At 68.2% G+C, this 17,938-nt stretch carries 14 protein-coding genes and 2 riboswitches; of the genes, 9 read left to right on the forward strand and 5 right to left on the reverse strand.

Annotated features, from left to right (window positions below):
- Positions 1–82 precede the first annotated feature (82 nt).
- Both ACF8O7_RS24000 and ACF8O7_RS24005 read left to right on the forward strand, forming a co-directional pair.
- Positions 83–973 carry a LysR family transcriptional regulator gene (locus tag ACF8O7_RS24000; RefSeq protein ID WP_392444429.1) on the forward strand — a complete coding sequence of 297 codons (891 nt, stop codon included), beginning with the start codon at positions 83–85 and terminating at the stop codon, positions 971–973.
- A gap of 257 nt (positions 974–1,230) precedes the next feature.
- On the forward strand, positions 1,231–2,712 hold the full coding sequence (locus ACF8O7_RS24005) for an amino acid permease (protein ID WP_047216913.1): 1,482 nt from the start codon (positions 1,231–1,233) through the stop codon (positions 2,710–2,712).
- 50 nt (positions 2,713–2,762) lie between these two features.
- Here the strand turns inward: ACF8O7_RS24005 and ACF8O7_RS24010 are convergent, their stop codons facing one another.
- From ACF8O7_RS24010 to ACF8O7_RS24020, 3 genes are all read right to left on the reverse strand, one after another.
- Entirely contained in the window at positions 2,763–3,119 is a 357-nt protein-coding gene (locus ACF8O7_RS24010; protein ID WP_074922933.1) for a VOC family protein, read from the reverse strand.
- An 85-nt stretch (positions 3,120–3,204) separates the two neighbouring features.
- Positions 3,205–3,972 (reverse strand): helix-turn-helix domain-containing protein, encoded by a 768-nt coding sequence (locus ACF8O7_RS24015; protein WP_126312580.1) that lies wholly within the window; start codon positions 3,970–3,972, stop codon positions 3,205–3,207.
- Positions 3,973–3,977: 5 nt separating this feature from the next.
- Positions 3,978–4,433, reverse strand: a complete 456-nt coding sequence (locus ACF8O7_RS24020) for an Lrp/AsnC family transcriptional regulator (RefSeq protein WP_012206124.1) — start codon at positions 4,431–4,433, stop codon at positions 3,978–3,980.
- Positions 4,434–4,891: 458 nt separating this feature from the next.
- Between ACF8O7_RS24020 and ACF8O7_RS24025 the strand changes: the two genes are divergently transcribed.
- Positions 4,892–6,538 carry a sensor histidine kinase gene (locus ACF8O7_RS24025; RefSeq protein ID WP_126312579.1) on the forward strand — a complete coding sequence of 549 codons (1,647 nt, stop codon included), beginning with the start codon at positions 4,892–4,894 and terminating at the stop codon, positions 6,536–6,538.
- Positions 6,539–6,589: 51 nt separating this feature from the next.
- On the opposite strand, the gene ACF8O7_RS24030 is transcribed toward ACF8O7_RS24025, so the two are convergent.
- A complete protein-coding gene (locus tag ACF8O7_RS24030; RefSeq protein WP_016446326.1) occupies positions 6,590–7,081 on the reverse strand; it encodes a DMT family transporter in 492 nt (163 codons plus the stop codon).
- 98 nt (positions 7,082–7,179) lie between these two features.
- On the opposite strand from ACF8O7_RS24030, the gene ACF8O7_RS24035 reads away from it, so the two are divergent.
- Positions 7,180–8,109: a LysR family transcriptional regulator gene (locus ACF8O7_RS24035; protein ID WP_047327482.1), complete on the forward strand. Its 930-nt coding sequence runs from the start codon at positions 7,180–7,182 to the stop codon at positions 8,107–8,109.
- 15 nt (positions 8,110–8,124) lie between these two features.
- Here the strand turns inward: ACF8O7_RS24035 and ACF8O7_RS24040 are convergent, their stop codons facing one another.
- The gene (locus ACF8O7_RS24040; RefSeq protein WP_392444514.1) at positions 8,125–9,729 is read right to left on the reverse strand and encodes a fatty acid--CoA ligase; all 1,605 of its coding nucleotides are present in this window, start codon (positions 9,727–9,729) and stop codon (positions 8,125–8,127) included.
- 169 nt (positions 9,730–9,898) lie between these two features.
- Positions 9,899–10,010: riboswitch (glycine riboswitch) on the forward strand.
- Between the two features lie 15 nt (positions 10,011–10,025).
- A riboswitch (glycine riboswitch) is annotated at positions 10,026–10,144 on the forward strand.
- 25 nt (positions 10,145–10,169) lie between these two features.
- Here ACF8O7_RS24040 and gcvT point away from each other — a divergent pair.
- The 5 genes from gcvT to ACF8O7_RS24065 all read left to right on the forward strand — a co-directional run bounded on the left by gcvT (position 10,170) and on the right by ACF8O7_RS24065 (position 17,891).
- Positions 10,170–11,336, forward strand: a complete 1,167-nt coding sequence (gene gcvT, locus ACF8O7_RS24045; RefSeq protein WP_392444432.1) for a glycine cleavage system aminomethyltransferase GcvT — start codon at positions 10,170–10,172, stop codon at positions 11,334–11,336.
- 135 nt (positions 11,337–11,471) lie between these two features.
- Positions 11,472–11,846, forward strand: coding sequence for a glycine cleavage system protein GcvH (gene gcvH / locus ACF8O7_RS24050; protein ID WP_012206130.1), 375 nt, complete (start codon positions 11,472–11,474; stop codon positions 11,844–11,846).
- A gap of 71 nt (positions 11,847–11,917) precedes the next feature.
- Positions 11,918–14,809, forward strand: a complete 2,892-nt coding sequence (gcvP, locus tag ACF8O7_RS24055; protein WP_392444434.1) for an aminomethyl-transferring glycine dehydrogenase — start codon at positions 11,918–11,920, stop codon at positions 14,807–14,809.
- Between the two features lie 155 nt (positions 14,810–14,964).
- Entirely contained in the window at positions 14,965–17,193 is a 2,229-nt protein-coding gene (locus tag ACF8O7_RS24060) for a PAS domain-containing sensor histidine kinase (RefSeq protein ID WP_017404836.1), read from the forward strand.
- Entirely contained in the window at positions 17,190–17,891 is a 702-nt protein-coding gene (locus ACF8O7_RS24065) for an RluA family pseudouridine synthase (RefSeq protein WP_203400793.1), read from the forward strand. Before ACF8O7_RS24060 ends, ACF8O7_RS24065 begins: the two co-directional genes overlap by 4 nt.
- Positions 17,892–17,938 lie beyond the last annotated feature (47 nt).

Consider the following 17,938-nt stretch of genomic DNA (forward strand, 5'->3'; position numbering starts at 1 on the left):
CCTAATTAATGCATTTCTGAAGATAAACATCAGATATTCATTTTTCTTATGCAAAATCGAATCAATCAAACTTGCCATCGCCATGGACCTCAACGCCGTTCAATTGCTCATCAAGGTGGCCGAAAGCCGCAGCTTCACCCAGGCGGCAAGCCTGCTGGGCACCAGCCAGTCCCGCATATCGCGCGCCGTGGCGCAGCTGGAGAAAGACCTGGGCACGCGGCTGCTGCACCGCAATACGCGCAGCGTGTCGCTCACGCCAGACGGCTGCGCGCTGGTGGACCGCTGCGCCCCGCTGATCGCCGGGCTGGAGGAGGCGCGCCAGCTGGTCAGCGACCGGCGCTGCGCGCCCAGCGGCGTGCTGCGCATGACGGCGCCGTCCATGCTGGGCCGCATCGTGCTGGTGCCGCTGCTGGGGCAGTTGCTGCGCGAGCATCCGCAATTGCAGATCGACACCAGCTTCACCGACCGCATGGTGGACATGGTGGAAGAAGGCTTTGACGCGGCCGTGCGCATCGGCCCGCTGGCAGACAGCCGCATGATCGCCCGCGCCCTGCCGCCGCTGCGCTGGGTGACCGTGGCCTCGCCCGCCTACCTGGCGGCGCGCGGCACGCCGCAGACGCTGCAGGAGCTGGCACAGCACAGCTGCATGGCCGTCTACAACCACTACCTGGGCCGGCGCGTGCCCTGGCAGTTCCTGGCGGGCAACGGCGAGATGCTGGACTGGCCGGCGCCGCAGACCGTGACCTTCGACAGCGGCGATCCGCTGGTGGAAGGCTCGCTGGGCGGCCTGGGCGTGGCCCAGGTCATGGAGTTCGCGGTGCGCGAGCACCTGCAGGCGGGCAGGCTGGTGCGGCTGCTGCCCCAGCACGAAGGCCGCACCCGCGAGCTGTCCCTGGTCTACCCGCGCACGCGCCAGGCTTCGCCGCGCATCAAGGCACTGGCACAACTGCTGCTGGCGCAGACACAGTGGTGAGGCGGCAGCGGCCAGCCGAGCTGGCGTGGCGCCGCACACACAGTGGGTGCTGATTCAGATCGGCTTATGCGGGTGAAGGGAGATTAAACTGCTGCCTTTCCACGATGGCTGCGTTCTCGGACAATCACGCCTTTTCGTGGTGCATGCACCTTGATGGGGCCGCGACAGCGCGGCTCTTTTGTTTTCACCTGTTTTGCATTCCTGCCCCCGCGCCGGCCAGCGGCCACGCGGGATCTGATCCAACCATCGACACATCCATGGCAGCAGACAACTCCAAGAACGCCGCTCCCACCGCACTCAGGCGCGAACTCAAGGCGCGGCATCTGTCCATGATCGCCATCGGCGGCTCCATCGGCACCGGCCTCTTCGTTGCCTCGGGCGCCACCATCTCGCAGGCCGGCCCCGGCGGCGCCCTGCTGGCCTACATGATCGTGGGCCTGATGGTCTACTTCCTCATGACCAGCCTCGGCGAAATGGCCGCGAACCTGCCCGTCTCGGGCTCGTTCGCCACCTACGGCGCGCGCTACGTGGACGAAGGCTTCGGCTTCGCGCTGGGCTGGAACTACTGGTACAACTGGGCCGTCACCATTGCCGTGGACCTGGTGGCCGCCCAGCTGGTCATGGCCTACTGGTTCCCCGACGGCAACGGCATGCTGTGGAGCGCCCTGTTCCTGGCCATCATGTTCGGCCTCAACGCCATCTCGGTCAAAGGCTTCGGCGAGGCCGAGTACTGGTTCGCCGCCATCAAGGTGACCACCGTCATCCTCTTCATCGGCGTGGGCGTGCTCATGATCCTGGGCATCGTGCGGGGCGGCGCGCCTGAAGGCATCTGGGGCAACTTTGCCCTGTGGAGCCAGGGCGATGCGCCCTTTGCAGGCGGTTTCTCGGCGCTGATCGGCGTGGCCATGATCGTGGGCTTTTCCTTCCAGGGCACGGAGCTGATCGGCATTGCCGCTGGCGAATCCGAGAACCCCGCCAAGAACGTGCCCCGCGCCGTGCGCCAGGTGTTCTGGCGCATTTTGCTGTTCTACGTCCTGGCCATCCTGGTCATCAGCCTGCTGATCCCCTACACCGATCCGCAACTGCTCAAGAACGACCTGGGCGACATCAGCGTGAGCCCCTTCACCCTGGTCTTCGAGCGCGCGGGCCTGCTGTCGGCCGCCGCCGTGATGAACGCCGTGGTGCTGACCTCGGTGCTGTCGGCCGGCAACTCGGGCATGTACGCCTCCACGCGCATGCTCTACACGCTGGCCTGCCAGCGCATGGCGCCGCGCATGTTCTCGTACGTCAACAAGCGCGGCGTGCCCACGATGGCCCTGCTGGCCACCACGGTCGTGGCTGCTCTGTGCTTTCTGACCAACATCTTCAGCCCCCAGCTGGTCTACATCTGGCTGCTGAATCTGTCGGGCATGACGGGCTTCATCGCCTGGCTGGGCATCGCCATCAGCCACTACCGCTTCCGCAAGGGCTACGAGGCCCAGGGCCTGGACCTGAACCGGCTGCCCTACCGTGCATCGTGGTTCCCGTTCGGCCCCATCTTCGCCTTCGTGCTGTGCATGGTGATCACGCTGGGCCAGAACTACGAGGCCTTCATGGCCGACCGCATCGACTGGACCGGCGTGGTCGCCACCTATATCGGCCTGCCGTTGTTCCTGCTGATCTGGGGCGGCTACCGCCTGGTCAAGGGCACGCACATCGTGAAGTACAAGGACATGCAGCTGGGCTCCAACGTCGACTGACGCCCTCCCAGTCCCCATGAAAACAGCCCGCAGATGCGGGCTGTCGTCTTTCAGGCATCGGCCGACCACACGGCCAGCTCGTAGCCGTCCGGATCGGTGAAGTGGAACCTGCGGCCACCCGGGAACGCGAACACCGCGCGGCTGATCACGGCACCGGCCGCCTGCACGCGGCGCTGCGCCTCGGCCAGATCGTCGGCGTAGAGGATGACCAGCGGGCCGCCGGGCCGCACCTCCTCGCCCGTGGTGAAGCCGCCCGTCAGCCGGCCGTCGCTGAACTCGGTGTAGCTCGGCCCGTAGTCTGTGAAGGTCCAGCCGAAGGCCTCGCCGTAGAACGCCTTGCTGCGTGCGATGTCGGCCACGTTGAATTCGATGTTGTCGATCTGGTGGTTGTTGCCCCTGATGCCCATGTGATGCTCCATTGAATGTCGGTAGGCCGCCATCATCGGCCACGCAGGGGCAGGGCATCTTGAACAAAACGGCCAGCCGGGCCGCTCAATCCAGCAGTTGCTGCAGGGCAGCGCGGGGCGTGATGCCGCACAGCGCCCTCACCTCGCGCGACAGATGCGCCTGGTCCGCATAGCCGGCCTCCGCCGCCAGGGCCGCAAGACCTGCCTGCCGGTCAGACCGTGCCAGGGCCAGCAGGCGCTGAAAGCGCAGCACGCGCTCCAGCGTCTTGGGGCCGTAGCCAAACTGCGCGTGGCACAGGCGGCGCAGGCTGCGCTCGGACATGTCCAGCTGCGCGCGCATCGCGGCCAGCACACCGGATTCGTCCCGCCCGTCTGCAGCCGCCACATTGAACAGCTCCATGGCCTGCCGGTCGGGCTCCGGGGCGTCGCGGCCCATTTGCACCAGTCCATGGATGAACACGGCCTGCCCTGCGCCCGGCTGCGCATCGTTGATGCGATGCAACCACTCCCGCGCGCGCGGCCCCAGCAGATCGCCCAGTTCCACCGCCTGCCCCACGATCTCGTCCATGGGCAGGCCCAGCCAGGCGCTGGCCGCACCGGGGCCGAAGCGCGCCCCCCATACCTCGGACCCCGGCACGAGCGCGGGCCGCGCAGCCACCCTGTCAGGCCCCACGGCCAGCAGCCGCCCGCCTTTGCAGACGATGTCCACGCAGCCATCGGGCACCACGAGAAAACCGCCGGCATAGTCCGGGGCCACGATGCTGCTCCACAGGCACTGGAAGTGCGGCTGCAGGGCGGGCGGCGGGGAGTGTTCGCGGTAGGGAGCGGGCGGCGGCGCCTGGCCAGAGGGCATGGACTTCAGACCCCCAGCGGCAGGTCCGCCTTCTTCAGCGTGCGCAGCACAAAGCTGGACTGGCTGTGGCGAATGCCCTTGATCTTGTAGAGCTTCTCGCGCAGCAGGCGCTCGTAGTCGCGCGTGTCCTTGACGACGACGCGCAGCAGGTAGTCGTACTCGCCCGAGACCAAGTGCGCCTCCACCACCTCGGGAATGGTCGCCAGCATCTCGCCGAATTTCTCCAGCGTGTTGTCCGAATGGCTGTCCAGCGTGACCTGCACCAGCACCGTATCGCCCAGGCCCAGCGCCAGCGGGTTCAGGCGCACGGTATAGCCCTCGATCACCCCCGCCTCTTCCAGCTTCTTGATGCGTGCCCAGCAGGGCGAGGCGCTCAGGCCCACGGCCGCGCCGATTTCCTGCAGGCTGGCGCGCGCGTTGGCCTGCAGGGCGGAAAGAATCTTTCTGTCGAGGATGTCCATGGCCGGCAATCTACTGCAAAACAGGCAGGTGCAGAATAATTTTCTGTAGCAACGCCTGTTTTGAAGAAATAAAGCAGCATTTTCTGAGGCCAAACGCGCACACTTGTCTGCATGGGAGCACGCTTACCGGCGCAGCAAAACCATTCACCCAGCCCCGCCGACTACCGCCAGCGCCCGGATGCGTGATCCCCTCAGGAACCCGTTACAGGCCGCCCCGCTTATCCGCAGTGGGGCGGCCTGTTGCATTGGGGCACCCGGCAGGCATCCGCAGACACCCGGCAGCGCTTTCCCGCAACGGCGGCCGGTGCACAATGCCTCCCGCAAACGTGCACGCCCATGCACTGACCCTGACGTCGGGCATGCATGGGCGCTCGCCACATCAACCAATCGGCCCCTTGATCCACACCCAAGACAATCCCACCGAAGGCCGCCGGAGGCACTGGCCAACGGATTCTGCAATGCGATGGCTGGCGCAAGCCCTGGCAGCCGCAGCGCTTCTGGCACTGCTCACCCGCTGGCTGCCCAACCCCCAGGCAGCCCAGGGCATCGCGGTCTTTCCCGGCAGGAGCATGGCGCCGGCCGCCATGCTGCTTTACGCGTACATGGGCTCGGCCCTGGCCATCACGCTGATGAGCCTGATCCTGTGGTGCTGGCTCAGGGAAAGGCTCTACATTCTTTGCGCCGCGCTCCTGGCAGCCGGTTTTGCCTACGCTGCTTTCCGTTACCGGCCCGAAGGCCTGTGGCTGCCCGGCGCCGACCAGCCCCAGCATGCGCTGTCCATCGCCTACTGCAGCTTCTGTGTGGTGGCGACGGTGTTTTTCAGCCAATTGTTCGAGTTCCGCCGCCATTGGATCTGGGCTGCGCACCTCTTCAGCGTGGTGGCCTGGCTGAATGCCATCGCACTGGGCATGGCACTGTTGGGTGGCTATGCGCAGATCTCGCGTGCCGTGGTGTTCACGGCCCTGGTGTCCACATCGTTCGGTGCGGTCTTCGTGCTGTACCTGCTGGTGGTTCGAAGGCAGTGGCAATACCTGCCGGGCGCGCTGGCGTTTGCCGTGCCATCCGCCCTGGGCATCCTGAACCTGCTGAGAACCCAGGGCCTGCTGCCCGATGTCGCGCTGCCATCGGCCCAGATGCTGTGGTTTGCCGGGCGTGTTTCCGAGGCCATCCTGCTGGGAATGGCGGTGACCAACCGCACGCGGGTGGCGGAGCGCGCCCTGCGCAGTGAGCGGATGCAGGCCCTGTCACGCGCCCAGGCGGCCGAGCGCGAGCTGGAGTCCAAGGTCCTGCAGCGCACCGCACAGCTGCAAACGGCCCAGCAGGCCCTGCAGACGGCCTTGCACAGCGAGCGGGAGATGCGGCTGGAACAGCGCCAGTTCTTCAACATGATCAACCACGAGTTCCGCACCCCGCTCACCATCGTGGACGGCGCCGCGACCGAGCTGCAGACGTTCCCGACGACGGACGCGGACTCCCTCATCGAGCAGGCGTCCCAGATACGCAGGGCCTCGCGCCGGCTGATGACCCTGGTGGACACCTGCCTGATCAACGACCGGCTGGACGCGGGCGCGTTCCGGCTGCAACTGGAGCAGACGCCATTGGATGAACTCCTGGAGGAGTCTGCAGAGCTCGTCGGCTGGTCCCGGCGGCATCGCCTGAAACTGGATCTGGAACACGGCCCGCAGCAATGGCAATGCGACCCTGTCCTGGTGCGCATCGCCATCTCCAACCTTGTCGGCAACGCCATCAAATATGCCAAGGCGGGCGACATCACCCTGGCCGCCCGCTGCGATGCGTCCGGTGACCTGCTGATTTCCGTCAGCGACCAGGGACCGGGCCTTGCGCCCGAAGCGGCAGGACAGGTTTTCGAGCCCTATGAACGCGCAAGCGCCACCCGGCATGTCAACGGGCATGGCCTGGGCCTGTCCGTGGTCAGGCGCATCGCCAGGCTGCACGCAGGCGACGCGTTCTTCCAGCCGGCTGCCGGAGGCGGGGCCTGCTTTGTCATCCGGCTGGGCCGGCTCCCGCCCGGCACGGCAGATGCCTGCCAGGAATGTCCGCCAGCGGCAAGGCCGGCCGCCGTGCCGCCGGGCATGCCCGCCTGACGCGGGCAAGGCCGGGGCCTTTGCCCCTGAAGCAGTGCGTGCTCGTGGCGCTCATGGGGCCGCCGCTGCACGGGCCGTCCCGCCCTGCACCACCAGCAGCACGCCACCCAGGATCAAGGCCACGCCGGCCAGGCGCGTCGCATTGACCGGCCGTGCGCCCAGGCCCATCAGGCCGAAGTGGTCCACCAGCACCGAGACCACGATCTGCCCCGCCACCACGCAAACCAGGAAGCCGCCTGCGCCCAGCTTGGGTGTAACGGCCGCCGCACTGGCCACATAGATGGCACCCAGCACGCCGCCTATCCATAGCCACCATGGCCCCGCTGCCGCCTGGGCCATGGCCGGAGCGGGCGCGCGCAGCACCCACAGTGCAGGCACCACGACCATGACGCTCACGGCCAGCGAGACCAGCGCGCCCCACAGCGGGTGGCCCAGCAGACGGCCCACCAGGGCATTGCTGGCGGCCTGGAATGGCAGGATGGCCCCCGCCAGCAGCGCCAGGGCCACGGGAGCAAGGGCGGTGAATGTGCTTTTACCTGTCATGCGGCAAGACCTTTCTTCTTCTGTCAATCGATGCCTGCATGCTCTCGCATCCAGCATGTTGATGGAAATTGTTTGTGTGCACGGTCTATATTCATGGCATGGATGAACTGCGCCGGATCGACCTCAACCTGCTGCTGGCCCTGCACGCCCTGCTGGCCGAAAAACATGTGACGCGTGCGGCCCTGCGTCTGCACAAGAGCCAGCCGGCCATGAGCCATTCGCTGGCGCAGCTGCGCGAACATCTGGGCGACCCGTTGCTGGTGCGGCGCGGCGGCCGCATGGCGCTGACGGCACGCGCACAAGGCCTGGTGCAACCGCTGGCGGATGCGCTGGGCAGCCTCAACGGCTTGCTGGCACAGGCGGAGTTCGACCCGGCCCACGCACGCGGACGGCTGCGGCTGGCGCTGTCGGACTACGCATCGCGCATCGTGCTCCCGCCGCTGATGCGGCATCTGCGCCAGCACGCACCCGGGCTGGACCTGGCCATCAGCCAGTCCACGCGCGAGGTGATGCTGGCCCAGCTGGCCGATGGCGAACTGGACCTGGCCCTGGGGCCCTTCCCCGACGTACCCGACCTGCCCGAGGGCATCGAGGTGCAGGATCTGTTCCAGGAACAGTTCGTGAGCGTGGCCGACCAGGCCGTGCTGCCGGCACGCGGCGGGCTGTCACTGCAGGACTGGCTGCAGCGCCCGCACGTCATGCTGGCCATGCGGCCCGACGCCAGCGAGGAGATCGAACGGGCGCTGGCCGCCCAAGGCCTGAGCCGCCGCGTGGTGCTGGCCCTGCCCCACTGGAGCGCGGCGCTGGAGGTGCTGGCAGGCACCGACCTCGTGCTGACCGTGGGCAGCCGCGCCATTGGCGACCTGCGCCGCCACAAAACGCTGCGCCGCTTCACTCCTCCGCTGGAGCTGCCCCGGTTCGCCTACCAGCAGGCCTGGCATGTGCGCAAGCAGGGGGATGCCATGCATCGGTGGCTGCGCAACTCGATGGCGCAGTGCTGTACTGCGCAGGGGCAAACACAGAAGTAAGTGCAGGCCGCAGCCTCAGGCTGCCACCACCACCCTCAGCAACTGCTTCTGTATCTTCCCGCTGGCCGTCTTGGGCAGGGCCTCGCGGAAGTGGTAGCGGCGCGGGCGCTTGTAGGCAGCCAGGCGGTCGCCGTGGACCAGGAAGGCGTCCAGCGCCTCGGCCGTGGGTGTGGCGCCCGGCTTGGCAACCACGTGGGCGGCGACGATCTGGCCCCAGCGCTCGTCGGCCTCGCCGATGACGGCGACCTCGAGCACATCGGCGTGTTCGACCAGCGCGTCTTCCACCTCACGCGGATAGACGTTCTCGGCACCCGAATTGATCATGTAGTCGATGCGGTCGCGGATCCAGAGATAGCCGTCGTCGTCGATGTGGCCCAGGTCGCCCGTGTGGTACCAGCCGTGCGCCAGGGCGCGGGTGTTGGCGTCGGGGCGGTTGAGGTAGCCGGCCATCATGCAGGGGCCGCGCACGAGGATTTCGCCCACCTCGCCGGGCAGGCAGGCCTCGGCCGGGTCGGTGGGGGCGTTGTCTTCGCGCAAGCGGGCCACGATGAGGTCATGGCCCATGGAGGGCAGCCCGGCCGAGCCCGCGTGCGAGAGTTGCTCTCGCGGCAGCAGGACGGACATGCAGGGCCCCATTTCGGTGGTGCCGTAGACCTGGACCAGATCGCTGCCGACCTTGCGCGTCCATTCGCGGATCAGGTGCGGCGCCATGGAGGCGCCGCCGTACTCCACCAGCCTCAGCGCGGGCGCCTGCTCAGGCGAGGCGATGGGGTCGGCCAGCAGCATGGTGATCATGGTGGGCGCCGCGAAGAAGAAGCTCACGCGCTCTTCGCGGATCAGGCGCCAGGCCTCGGCCACGTCGAAGCGGCGCAGCAGCACCTGGGTGGCGCCGGCCTGCAGGCGCGGCAGAAAGCTGGTGTGCAGCTCGGCCGTGTGGTTGAGCGGCGCCATGGCCAGGCCCACGTCGTCGCGCGTGAACTGCATGGTCTGGTGCATGAGGGCGTTGTGCGCCAGCTTGCTGCGGTGCGTATGCAGCACGCCCTTGGGCCGGCCCGTGGTGCCGCTGGTGTACATGAGGATGCAGGGGTCGCTCTCGCGCACATGGGCCTGGGGCGGCGCGCTGCTGCGGCCCCTGGCCAGGGCGGACAGGCGCTGCGTGGCCCAGACCGGCAGCGGGTCGGCCGGGGCATCGTCGGCAAAGATCCAGTGCTCGATGCCTGCGCCAGTGCCGCCGCCTTCGGCCTTGAGCAGGGCCTGGGCGCGTGCGGCCACCTCGCCGCCCTCGTGCTCGAAGACCAGGGCGCGCGCTGCGCCGTCCTTGAGGATGAAGGCCAGCTCCTGCGCCGCCAGCCGGTAGTTGATGGGGTTGAAGATGGCGCCCAGGCGCGCGGCCGCCAGCATGGTGAAAACAAAGGCCGGCGTGTTGTAGAGAAAGGCCGCGACCACGTCGCCATGGCCTATGCCCAGCTCGGCCAGGCCGTGGGCGTGGCGGTTGACTTCGGCATCGAGCTGGGCGTAGGTCCAGGCGCGGCGCTCGCCGCCCTCCCACGCGACCAGGGCTTCCTTGTTCGGCAGGTAACGTGCCGGCCAGGCCAATGTGTCTCCCAGCGTCTGCTGCATGTGCGCTTCTTCCTTCTCGCTCACGAGATTTCATATATCGATGCACCTCAATGTAGGAGATTTTTTAGACAGTTATGCAATTTGCAAATGCATCCATGCAGGCAAGCGCATGGAGTTGCAGCCGGCCCGCGGAAATCCCGAAGCCGCGCGGACGCTGGCCGCAGCTAGAATGCGCCGGTCAGGAGAGAGTGCCCGCCCGGCCGCAACGGTCGCAGGCAGCGGCACCGCCGAAGGCGCAGGGTTCGCCCCGAACGCTCAGGCAAAAGGACTGGCACCGCCTGCCGCCACGGCCGCAGGCGTTCCTAGCTGGAGAGAGATGCAGGGCACGGCGGTGTGCCCCATCCACCGAAGGAGCAAGCCCCACGCATGGAAGGTGCGGGTGAATCTCTCAGGTAAAGCGGACAGCAGGGCAGCACATCCCGGAGGACCGGGATGGCGTTATGCCTTGTTCCTTGCCTGAAAGAGAGCCCTCCTTGTCCGCTGCCTCCACCACCGATCTGCTCAGGACCCCGCTGTTCGACCTGCACCAGGAACTGGGCGCGCGCATGGTGCCGTTTGCCGGCTACTCCATGCCCGTGCAATACCCGCAGGGGCTGATGGCCGAGCACCTGCACACCCGCGAGGCGGCAGGCCTGTTCGATGTCTCGCACATGGGCCAGATCAGCCTGCGCGGTGCCGACGCCGGGGCCGCGCTGGAGTCGCTGATGCCCATGGACGTGCTGGGCCTGGGCGAACACCGCCAGCGCTACGGCCTGCTGCTCAATGAGGCGGGCGGCATTCTGGACGACCTGATGTTCGTGCGCCGCGAGGACGACCTGTTCCTGATCGTCAACGGCGCCTGCAAGCACGAAGACCTGGCGCACATCCAGGCCCGCATCGGCCAGCGCTGTGAAATCGAGCCCCAGTTCGACCGGGGCCTGCTGGCGCTGCAGGGCCCGCAGGCCGCAGCCGCCATGGAGCGCCTGCTGCCCGACACGGCCGGCCTGGTGTTCATGACAGGCGGCCACTTCGACTGGGAGGGGGCCGAGCTGTACATCACGCGCAGCGGCTATACCGGCGAGGACGGCTTCGAGATCTCCTTGCCCGCCAGCCACGCCGAGGCCTTTGCCCGTGCCCTGCTGGCCCAGCCCGAAGTCAGGCCCGTGGGCCTGGGCGCGCGCAATTCGCTGCGCCTGGAAGCCGGCCTGTGCCTGTACGGCAACGATCTGGACACGACCACCACCCCGGCCGAGGCCGCCCTGAACTGGGCCGTGCAGAAGGTCCGCCGCGCAGGTGGCGAGCGCGAAGGCGGCTTTCCCGGCGCGGCCACCGTGCTGGCCCAGCTGCAATCGCCCGAGCTGCTCACGCGCAAGCGCGTGGGCCTGGTGGCCCTGGAGCGCGTGCCCGTGCGCGAAGGCACGGAACTGCTGGATGCCGGCGGCCGCAAGGTCGGCCAGGTCACCAGCGGCCTGCTGTCGCCCACGCTGAACCAGCCCGTGGCACTGGCCTATGTGGAGCCGGGCAGCGCCGCCATCGGCACCACGCTGCAGGCCATGGTGCGCGGCAAGGCCGTGCCCATGCAGGTGCAGGCCACGCCCTTCGTGGCGCCCCGCTATCACCGCGGTTGAGGACAGCCTGCGCGCTTGGCGTGGATCGAGTTCGGCGGATTCGTTTTTCCTGCCATCGCATGCCGCTACAGTGCGCACTGACCTTTCTCAAACCGCCTTTCACAGGTTTCTTTTCAGTTTCTATCGGAGCAAGCCATGAGCATCCAGTATTCCAAGGACCACGAGTGGATCAACGCCGCCAACCCTGACGCGGCCATCGTCGGCATCACCCTCCACGCGCAGGACGCGCTGGGCGACGTGGTGTTCGTCGACCTGCCCGCCGTGGGCACCAGCTTCAACCAGGGCGATGTGGCCGGCGTGGTCGAGTCCGTCAAGGCCGCCGCCGATGTCTACATGCCCGTCAGCGGCGAGATCGTCGAAGTCAACGAGGCCCTGCGCGACGACCCCTCCCTGGCCAACAGCGACCCGCTGGGCGAAGGCTGGTTCTTCAAGGTCAAGCTCAGCGACGCAGGCCAGCTGGCCGCGCTGCTCGACGAAGCCGCCTACACGGCCTTTGCCCAGAGCAACTGACGCCACTTTCCGGCCAGGACGGGCGCCAGGGCCCGCCCTGGCGCTTTTCAGCTTTTGAGACAGGTCCCTCCATGCTGATGTCCTCCACCCAGCCCCTTGCCGCCCTCGAGAACGCCACCGAATTCGTGGCCCGCCATATCGGCATCGCGCCCGAAGACGAGGCCCACATGCTCAGCGCCATCGGCGCGGCATCGCGCGATGCGCTGATCGACGCCATCGTCCCGCCCTCCATCCGGCGCCACCAGCCCATGGCGCTGCCGCCAGCGGCCACCGAGGCCCAGGCGCTGGCCGAACTCAAGGCGCTGGCAGGCCGCAACCAGCTGCTCAAAAGCTTCATCGGCCAGGGCTACTACGGCACGCACACGCCCGGCGTCATCCTGCGCAACATTCTGGAGAACCCCGCCTGGTACACGGCCTACACGCCCTACCAGGCCGAGATCTCGCAAGGCCGCATGGAGGCCCTGGTCAACTTCCAGACCATGGTCTGCGACCTGACGGCCATGCCGATTGCCAACGCCTCCATGCTGGACGAGGCCACGGCGGCCGCCGAGGCCATGACGCTGGCCAAGCGCTCCGTCAAAAGCAAGAGCAACCGTTTCGTGGTGGCCGGCGATGCCCACCCCCAGACCATCGAAGTCATCCAGACGCGCGCTGCGCCGCTGGGCATCGAGGTGCTGCTGGCCAACTCGCTGGAGGAATGGAACCAGCTGATGGAGGGCGACTACTTCGCCGTGCTGGCCCAGTACCCTGCCACCAGCGGCCGCATCGACGATCTGCGCGCCGACGTGGACAAGGCCCATGCAAAGCAGGCCGCCTTCATCGTGGCCACCGACCTGCTGGCGCTGACCCTGATCACGCCGCCCGGCGAATGGGGTGCCGACATCGTGGTGGGCACCACCCAGCGCTTTGGCATGCCCATGGGCGCCGGCGGCCCGCACGCCGCCTTCATGGCCTGCCGCGACGAGTTCAAGCGCTCCCTGCCCGGCCGCCTGGTCGGCGTGAGCGTGGACGTGCACGGCAAGCCCGCCTACCGCCTGGCACTGCAGACGCGCGAGCAGCACATCCGCCGCGAAAAGGCCACCTCCAACATTTGCACGGCCCAGGTGCTGCCCGCCGTGGTGGCCAGCATGTACGCCGTCTATCACGGCCCCGAGGGCCTGGAGCGCATCGCCCGCCGCGTGGCCTCGTACACGGCCATCCTGGCGCGCGGCCTGGCCGAGCTGGGCGCGCCGCTGCGCGAGGTGCCCAGCTTCGACACGCTGAGCCTGCACACGGGCGCGGCCACCCAGGCCATCGTGGAGCGTGCCGTGTCCCTGGGCGCCAACCTGCGCGTGTACTTCAAGGAATACCTGTGCATCTCGCTGGACGAGACCACCACGCGCGCCGATGTCGAGCTGCTGTGGAAGATCTTCGCCCGGGACGGCCAGGCCCTGCCCAGCTTCACCGCCTTCGAAAAGGGCGCGGAGCCGCTGATTCCCGACGGCCTGCGCCGCAGCAGCGCCTTCCTCACGCACCCGGTGTTCAACACCCACCGCTCCGAGACCGCCATGCTGCGCTACATCCGCCAGCTGTCGGACAAGGACCTGGCGCTGGACCGCAGCATGATCCCGCTGGGCTCCTGCACCATGAAGCTCAACGCCACCAGCGAGATGATTCCCATCACCTGGCCCGAATTCGCCCAGGTGCACCCCTTTGCCCCGGCCGACCAGCAGCAGGGCTATGCGGAACTGGACAAGCAGCTGCGCGACTGGCTGTGCCAGGCCACGGGCTACGCCGGCATCAGCCTGCAGCCCAATGCCGGCAGCCAGGGCGAGTACGCGGGCCTGCTGGCCATCAAGGGCTGGCATGCGAGCCGGCGCCAGTCGCACCGCAACGTCTGCCTGATTCCCAGCAGCGCCCACGGCACCAACCCCGCCAGCGCGCAGATGGTGGGCATGCAGGTGGTGGTCACCGCCTGCGACGCCAACGGCAACGTCGACATGGCGGACCTGGCGGCCAAGTGTGAGCAGCACAGTGCCAACCTGGCCTGCATCATGATCACCTACCCCAGCACGCACGGCGTGTTCGAGACCCAGGTCAAGGAGCTGTGCAAGCTGGTGCATGACCACGGCGGCCGCGTCTACGTGGACGGCGCCAACATGAACGCCCTGGTGGGCCTGGCCGCGCCGGGCAGCTTCGGCGGCGATGTCAGCCACCTGAACCTGCACAAGACCTTCTGCATCCCGCACGGCGGCGGCGGCCCGGGCGTGGGCCCCGTCTGCGTGGTCGAGGATCTCGTGCCCTTCCTGCCCGGCCATGCCACCACGGGCCTTGCGGGCGGCACGGGCGCGATCAGTGCCGCGCCGCTGGGCAATGCGGCCGTGCTGCCCATCAGCTGGATGTACATCCGCATGATGGGCGCCCAGGGCCTGACCCTGGCCACCGAGACCGCCATCCTCAGCGCCAACTACATCAGCGCCCGGCTGCGCGACCACTACCCCACGCTGTACGCGGGCGAGCACGGCCATGTGGCGCACGAGTGCATCCTGGACCTGCGCCCGTTCAAGGAAAGCACGGGCGTCATGGCCGAGGACGTGGCCAAGCGCCTGATCGACTACGGCTTCCATGCGCCCACGCTGTCCTTCCCCGTGCCCAACACGCTGATGGTGGAGCCCACCGAAAGCGAAAGCCTGTACGAGCTGGACCGCTTCGTGGACGCCATGATCGCCATCCGCGAGGAAATCCGCGCCATCGAGCAGGGCCGCCTGCCCCAGGACGACAACCCGCTCAAGAACGCGCCGCACACGGCCGAGACCCTGCTGGCTTCGGAATGGACCCACCCGTACAGCCGCGAGGCCGCCGCCTACCCCGTGGCTGCCCTGCGCCAGTCCAAGTACTGGTGTCCCGTGGGCCGGGTGGACAACGTCTACGGCGACCGCAACCTCTACTGCAGCTGCATCCCGGTCGACGCTTACCTGAGCTGAAGCACCTGCCACCCAAAGGGGCGCTTGTGGCGCCCCGGCCGGCGCGCGTACACTGCGGCCCTGCCCGCGCCGGGCCCCGGTCCATCTGCCGGACGCCAGGCGCGGGCGACCAGGATTTGTGCGGCAGATGCCGCTTTCCCCAGCGCCAGCACGCGATGAGCAGCCAAGACCCTTCCGACCAGCCTCGCGACGACGAGCACCTGCCCCTGCATGCCTTGCTGGCGCCCGGCGCCGACCTGCCCCCCGTCGAACGTTTCCCCTCCTTCCAGCCCGAAGACGATCCGCTGCAGGCCCTGGTCGCCGAGCTGCGCAACTACCAGCGCGAGCTGGAGATCCAGAACCGCGTGCTGGACTACAGCCAGGCCGTGGCCGAAAGCGCCTCCGAGCGCTTCGAAGCCCTGTTTGCCAGCATTCCCCTGCCCCTGCTGGTGGTGGACGAGCACGACATGGTGGTGCAGGCCAACGCCATGGCGCACAGCGCCTTCCAGCCCACCGAGCATGACCGGCTGCTGGTCAATTTCGCGCCCTTCGTGCACCCTGACGACGCCGAGCGCGTGCGCGAGACCTTCGTTGCGGCACGCGAGCTGGGCCGCACCGAGGCCCACGAGGTCTGCTTCGACATCACCGAGCAGCACCAGCTGCGCGCCGACCTGCATGTGGCCTGCATCGCCATTCCGCAGCAAAGCGGCCCGCCCATTGCGCAGTACCTGTGCGCCGTGGTCGACCAGGGTCCGCTGCTGGCCGAGCGCCTGGCGCTGCAGCAGCGCAACCACCAGCTGTTCCTGAGCGAGCGGCGGCTCGAATCGGTCATCAACTCGGCCCTGGACGCCATCATCTGCCTGGACCACGAGCAGCGCATCACCGTCTTCAATCCCACGGCTGCCGCCCTGTTTCTGTGTCCGCCGCACGACGCGCTGGGCAGTCCGCTGGAGCGTTTCCTGCCCGATGCGGCCCAGGCCCTGTCCTTTGCGCCACTGACCACGCAGGCCGTGCTGGGCGAGATGACGGCACGCACGGCCAGCGGCCGCGAAATCCCGGTCGAGGTCAGCGTCTCCTTCGAGCACCACAGCGGCGGCGAGACCACCACCGTGTTCGCGCGCGACCTCACCAGCCGCAAGAAGGCCGAGGCACAGCGCAACGAGCTGGAAGACCAGCTGCGCGAATCGCACAAGATGCAGGCCCTGGGCACCATGGCAGGCGGCATTGCCCACGACTTCAACAACATCGTGGGCGCCATCCTGGGCAATGTGGAGCTGGCCAAGGCCGACTGCGGCGGCAATGCCGCAGCCATCGAAAGCCTGCAGGAGATCGAAAAGGCCGGCCGCCGCGCGCGCGACCTGGTGCGCCAGATCCTGACGTTCAGCCGCAATGAACCGCCGCAGCGCAAGCCCGTGCAGGCGCGCGAGGTCATGGGCGACACGGCGCGGCTGCTGCGCGTGACCCTGCCGCCCGCCGTGGAGCTGCAGGTGCACGTGCCGCCGCAGATGCCGCCCATGCTGGCCGACGCCATGCAGGTGGAGCAGGCCCTGTTCAACCTGTGCACCAATGCCATGCACGCCCTGGGCGAGCGGCGCGGCCTGATCCAGATGGATGCCGACCTGGTGCGCCCGGACCAGCGCCTGTGCGAGCGCCTGGGCCTGCCGCCCGTCAGCTATGTGGCGCTGTCGGTGCAGGACAACGGCCCCGGCATGGACGCACGCACGCTGCAGCGCATCTTCGAGCCCTTCTTCACCACCAAGCCCGTGGGCCAGGGAACGGGCCTGGGCCTGCCCGTGGTGCACGGTGTCATGCGCAACCACGGCGGCGCCGTGGACGTGTACAGCATCCCCGGCCAGGGCAGCCGCTTCACGCTGTACTTTCCTCCGGCCGACCCCCTGACGCCGGCCGACTCTGCACCGGCCGAGCCCCTCGCCGCCCAGGCGCTGCCCAGCGCACCCGAGCCCCTGGCGGCCGCGGAAACCCCGACCGGCCCGCAGTTCGCCCTGCTGCCCGACCCGCAGGCCGCGCAGCAGCATGTGATGTACGTGGACGATGACCAGGCCCTGGTCTTTCTGGTGCAGCGCCTGCTGCGCCGGCGCGGCTACCAGGTCAGCGGCTTCACCGATCCGCACGAGGCCATCGAGGCGCTGCGCGCCGCGCCCCAGGACTGCGACCTGCTGGTCACCGACTACAACATGCCCGGCTACAGCGGCATCGACCTGGTGCACGAGGCCCTGTCCATCCAGCCGCAGCTGCCCATCGCGCTGGCCTCGGGCTACATCACCACCGAGATCGAGCAGGCCGCATTGGCTGCAGGCGCCAGGGCCCTGGTCCACAAGCCCAACGACGTGGAAGAGCTGTGCGCCACGGTGCACAGGCTGCTGAATGAGCGGGGAACGGCTTGAACCCTGAGCAACGCGATGGCGGCGCCAGTGCAGGTGACGGCGCAGGCGTCATCTGCCTGCACGAGGATGCCGAACTGCTGGTGCTGGACAAGCCCAGCGGCCTGCTGTGCGTGCCCGGGCGCGGCCCAGACAAGCAGGACTGCCTGAGCGCCCGCGCCCTGCAGCGCTGGCCCGATGCGCTGGTCGTGCACCGGCTGGACCAGGCCACCTCGGGCCTGGTGATCATGGCGCGCAGCCTGGCCAGCCAGCGCCTGCTGAGCGAGGCCTTTGCGCAGCGCCGCGTGCACAAGCGCTATGTGGCCGTGGTGGCAGGCAGCCCCGCCGCGCGGCAAGCCGGCGCATGGCAGAGCATCGACCTGCCGATTGCAGCCGACTGGGAGCGGCGCCCGCTGCGCATCATCGATGCCGTGCAGGGCAAGCCCAGCCAGACCCTGTGGCGCGCCCTGCCAGGCGCGCAAGCCACCGAAGTCCGGGATGCAATCACCACGCGGGTGCAGCTGCAGCCCGTGACGGGACGCACCCACCAGCTGCGCGTGCACATGGCCGCGCTGGGCCATCCCATCCTGGGCGATGCGCTCTATGCCGATGCCGCCGTGCAGGCGCTGTCGCCGCGCCTGCTGCTGCATGCGCAGCTGCTGGAGCTGGCGCATCCCCTGTCTGGCGAGACGCTGCGTTTCGAATCCGCCGCGCCGTTCTGATCCATCGCAGGAACACGCAAATCATCGCCACCGCGTACGTTGCTGCA

Origin of the sequence: Delftia sp. WSY_16 (assembly GCF_043104415.1) — a bacterium.
Classification (GTDB): Bacteria; Pseudomonadota; Gammaproteobacteria; order Burkholderiales; family Burkholderiaceae_C; genus Comamonas; species Comamonas tsuruhatensis.

Coding starts and splice junctions, on each gene's coding strand:
- gcvH (WP_012206130.1), top strand. CDS start 11,472: ATGAGCATCCAGTATTCCAAGGACCACGAGTGGATCAACGCCGCCAAC.
- gcvT (WP_392444432.1), top strand. CDS start 10,170: ATGCCTTGTTCCTTGCCTGAAAGAGAGCCCTCCTTGTCCGCTGCCTCC.
- ACF8O7_RS24000 (WP_392444429.1), top strand. CDS start 83: ATGGACCTCAACGCCGTTCAATTGCTCATCAAGGTGGCCGAAAGCCGC.
- gcvP (WP_392444434.1), top strand. CDS start 11,918: ATGCTGATGTCCTCCACCCAGCCCCTTGCCGCCCTCGAGAACGCCACC.
- ACF8O7_RS24005 (WP_047216913.1), top strand. CDS start 1,231: ATGGCAGCAGACAACTCCAAGAACGCCGCTCCCACCGCACTCAGGCGC.
- ACF8O7_RS24030 (WP_016446326.1), bottom strand. CDS start 7,081: ATGACAGGTAAAAGCACATTCACCGCCCTTGCTCCCGTGGCCCTGGCG.
- ACF8O7_RS24020 (WP_012206124.1), bottom strand. CDS start 4,433: ATGGACATCCTCGACAGAAAGATTCTTTCCGCCCTGCAGGCCAACGCG.
- ACF8O7_RS24035 (WP_047327482.1), top strand. CDS start 7,180: ATGGATGAACTGCGCCGGATCGACCTCAACCTGCTGCTGGCCCTGCAC.
- ACF8O7_RS24010 (WP_074922933.1), bottom strand. CDS start 3,119: ATGGGCATCAGGGGCAACAACCACCAGATCGACAACATCGAATTCAAC.
- ACF8O7_RS24060 (WP_017404836.1), top strand. CDS start 14,965: ATGAGCAGCCAAGACCCTTCCGACCAGCCTCGCGACGACGAGCACCTG.
- ACF8O7_RS24015 (WP_126312580.1), bottom strand. CDS start 3,972: ATGCCCTCTGGCCAGGCGCCGCCGCCCGCTCCCTACCGCGAACACTCC.
- ACF8O7_RS24025 (WP_126312579.1), top strand. CDS start 4,892: ATGCGATGGCTGGCGCAAGCCCTGGCAGCCGCAGCGCTTCTGGCACTG.
- ACF8O7_RS24040 (WP_392444514.1), bottom strand. CDS start 9,729: ATGCAGCAGACGCTGGGAGACACATTGGCCTGGCCGGCACGTTACCTG.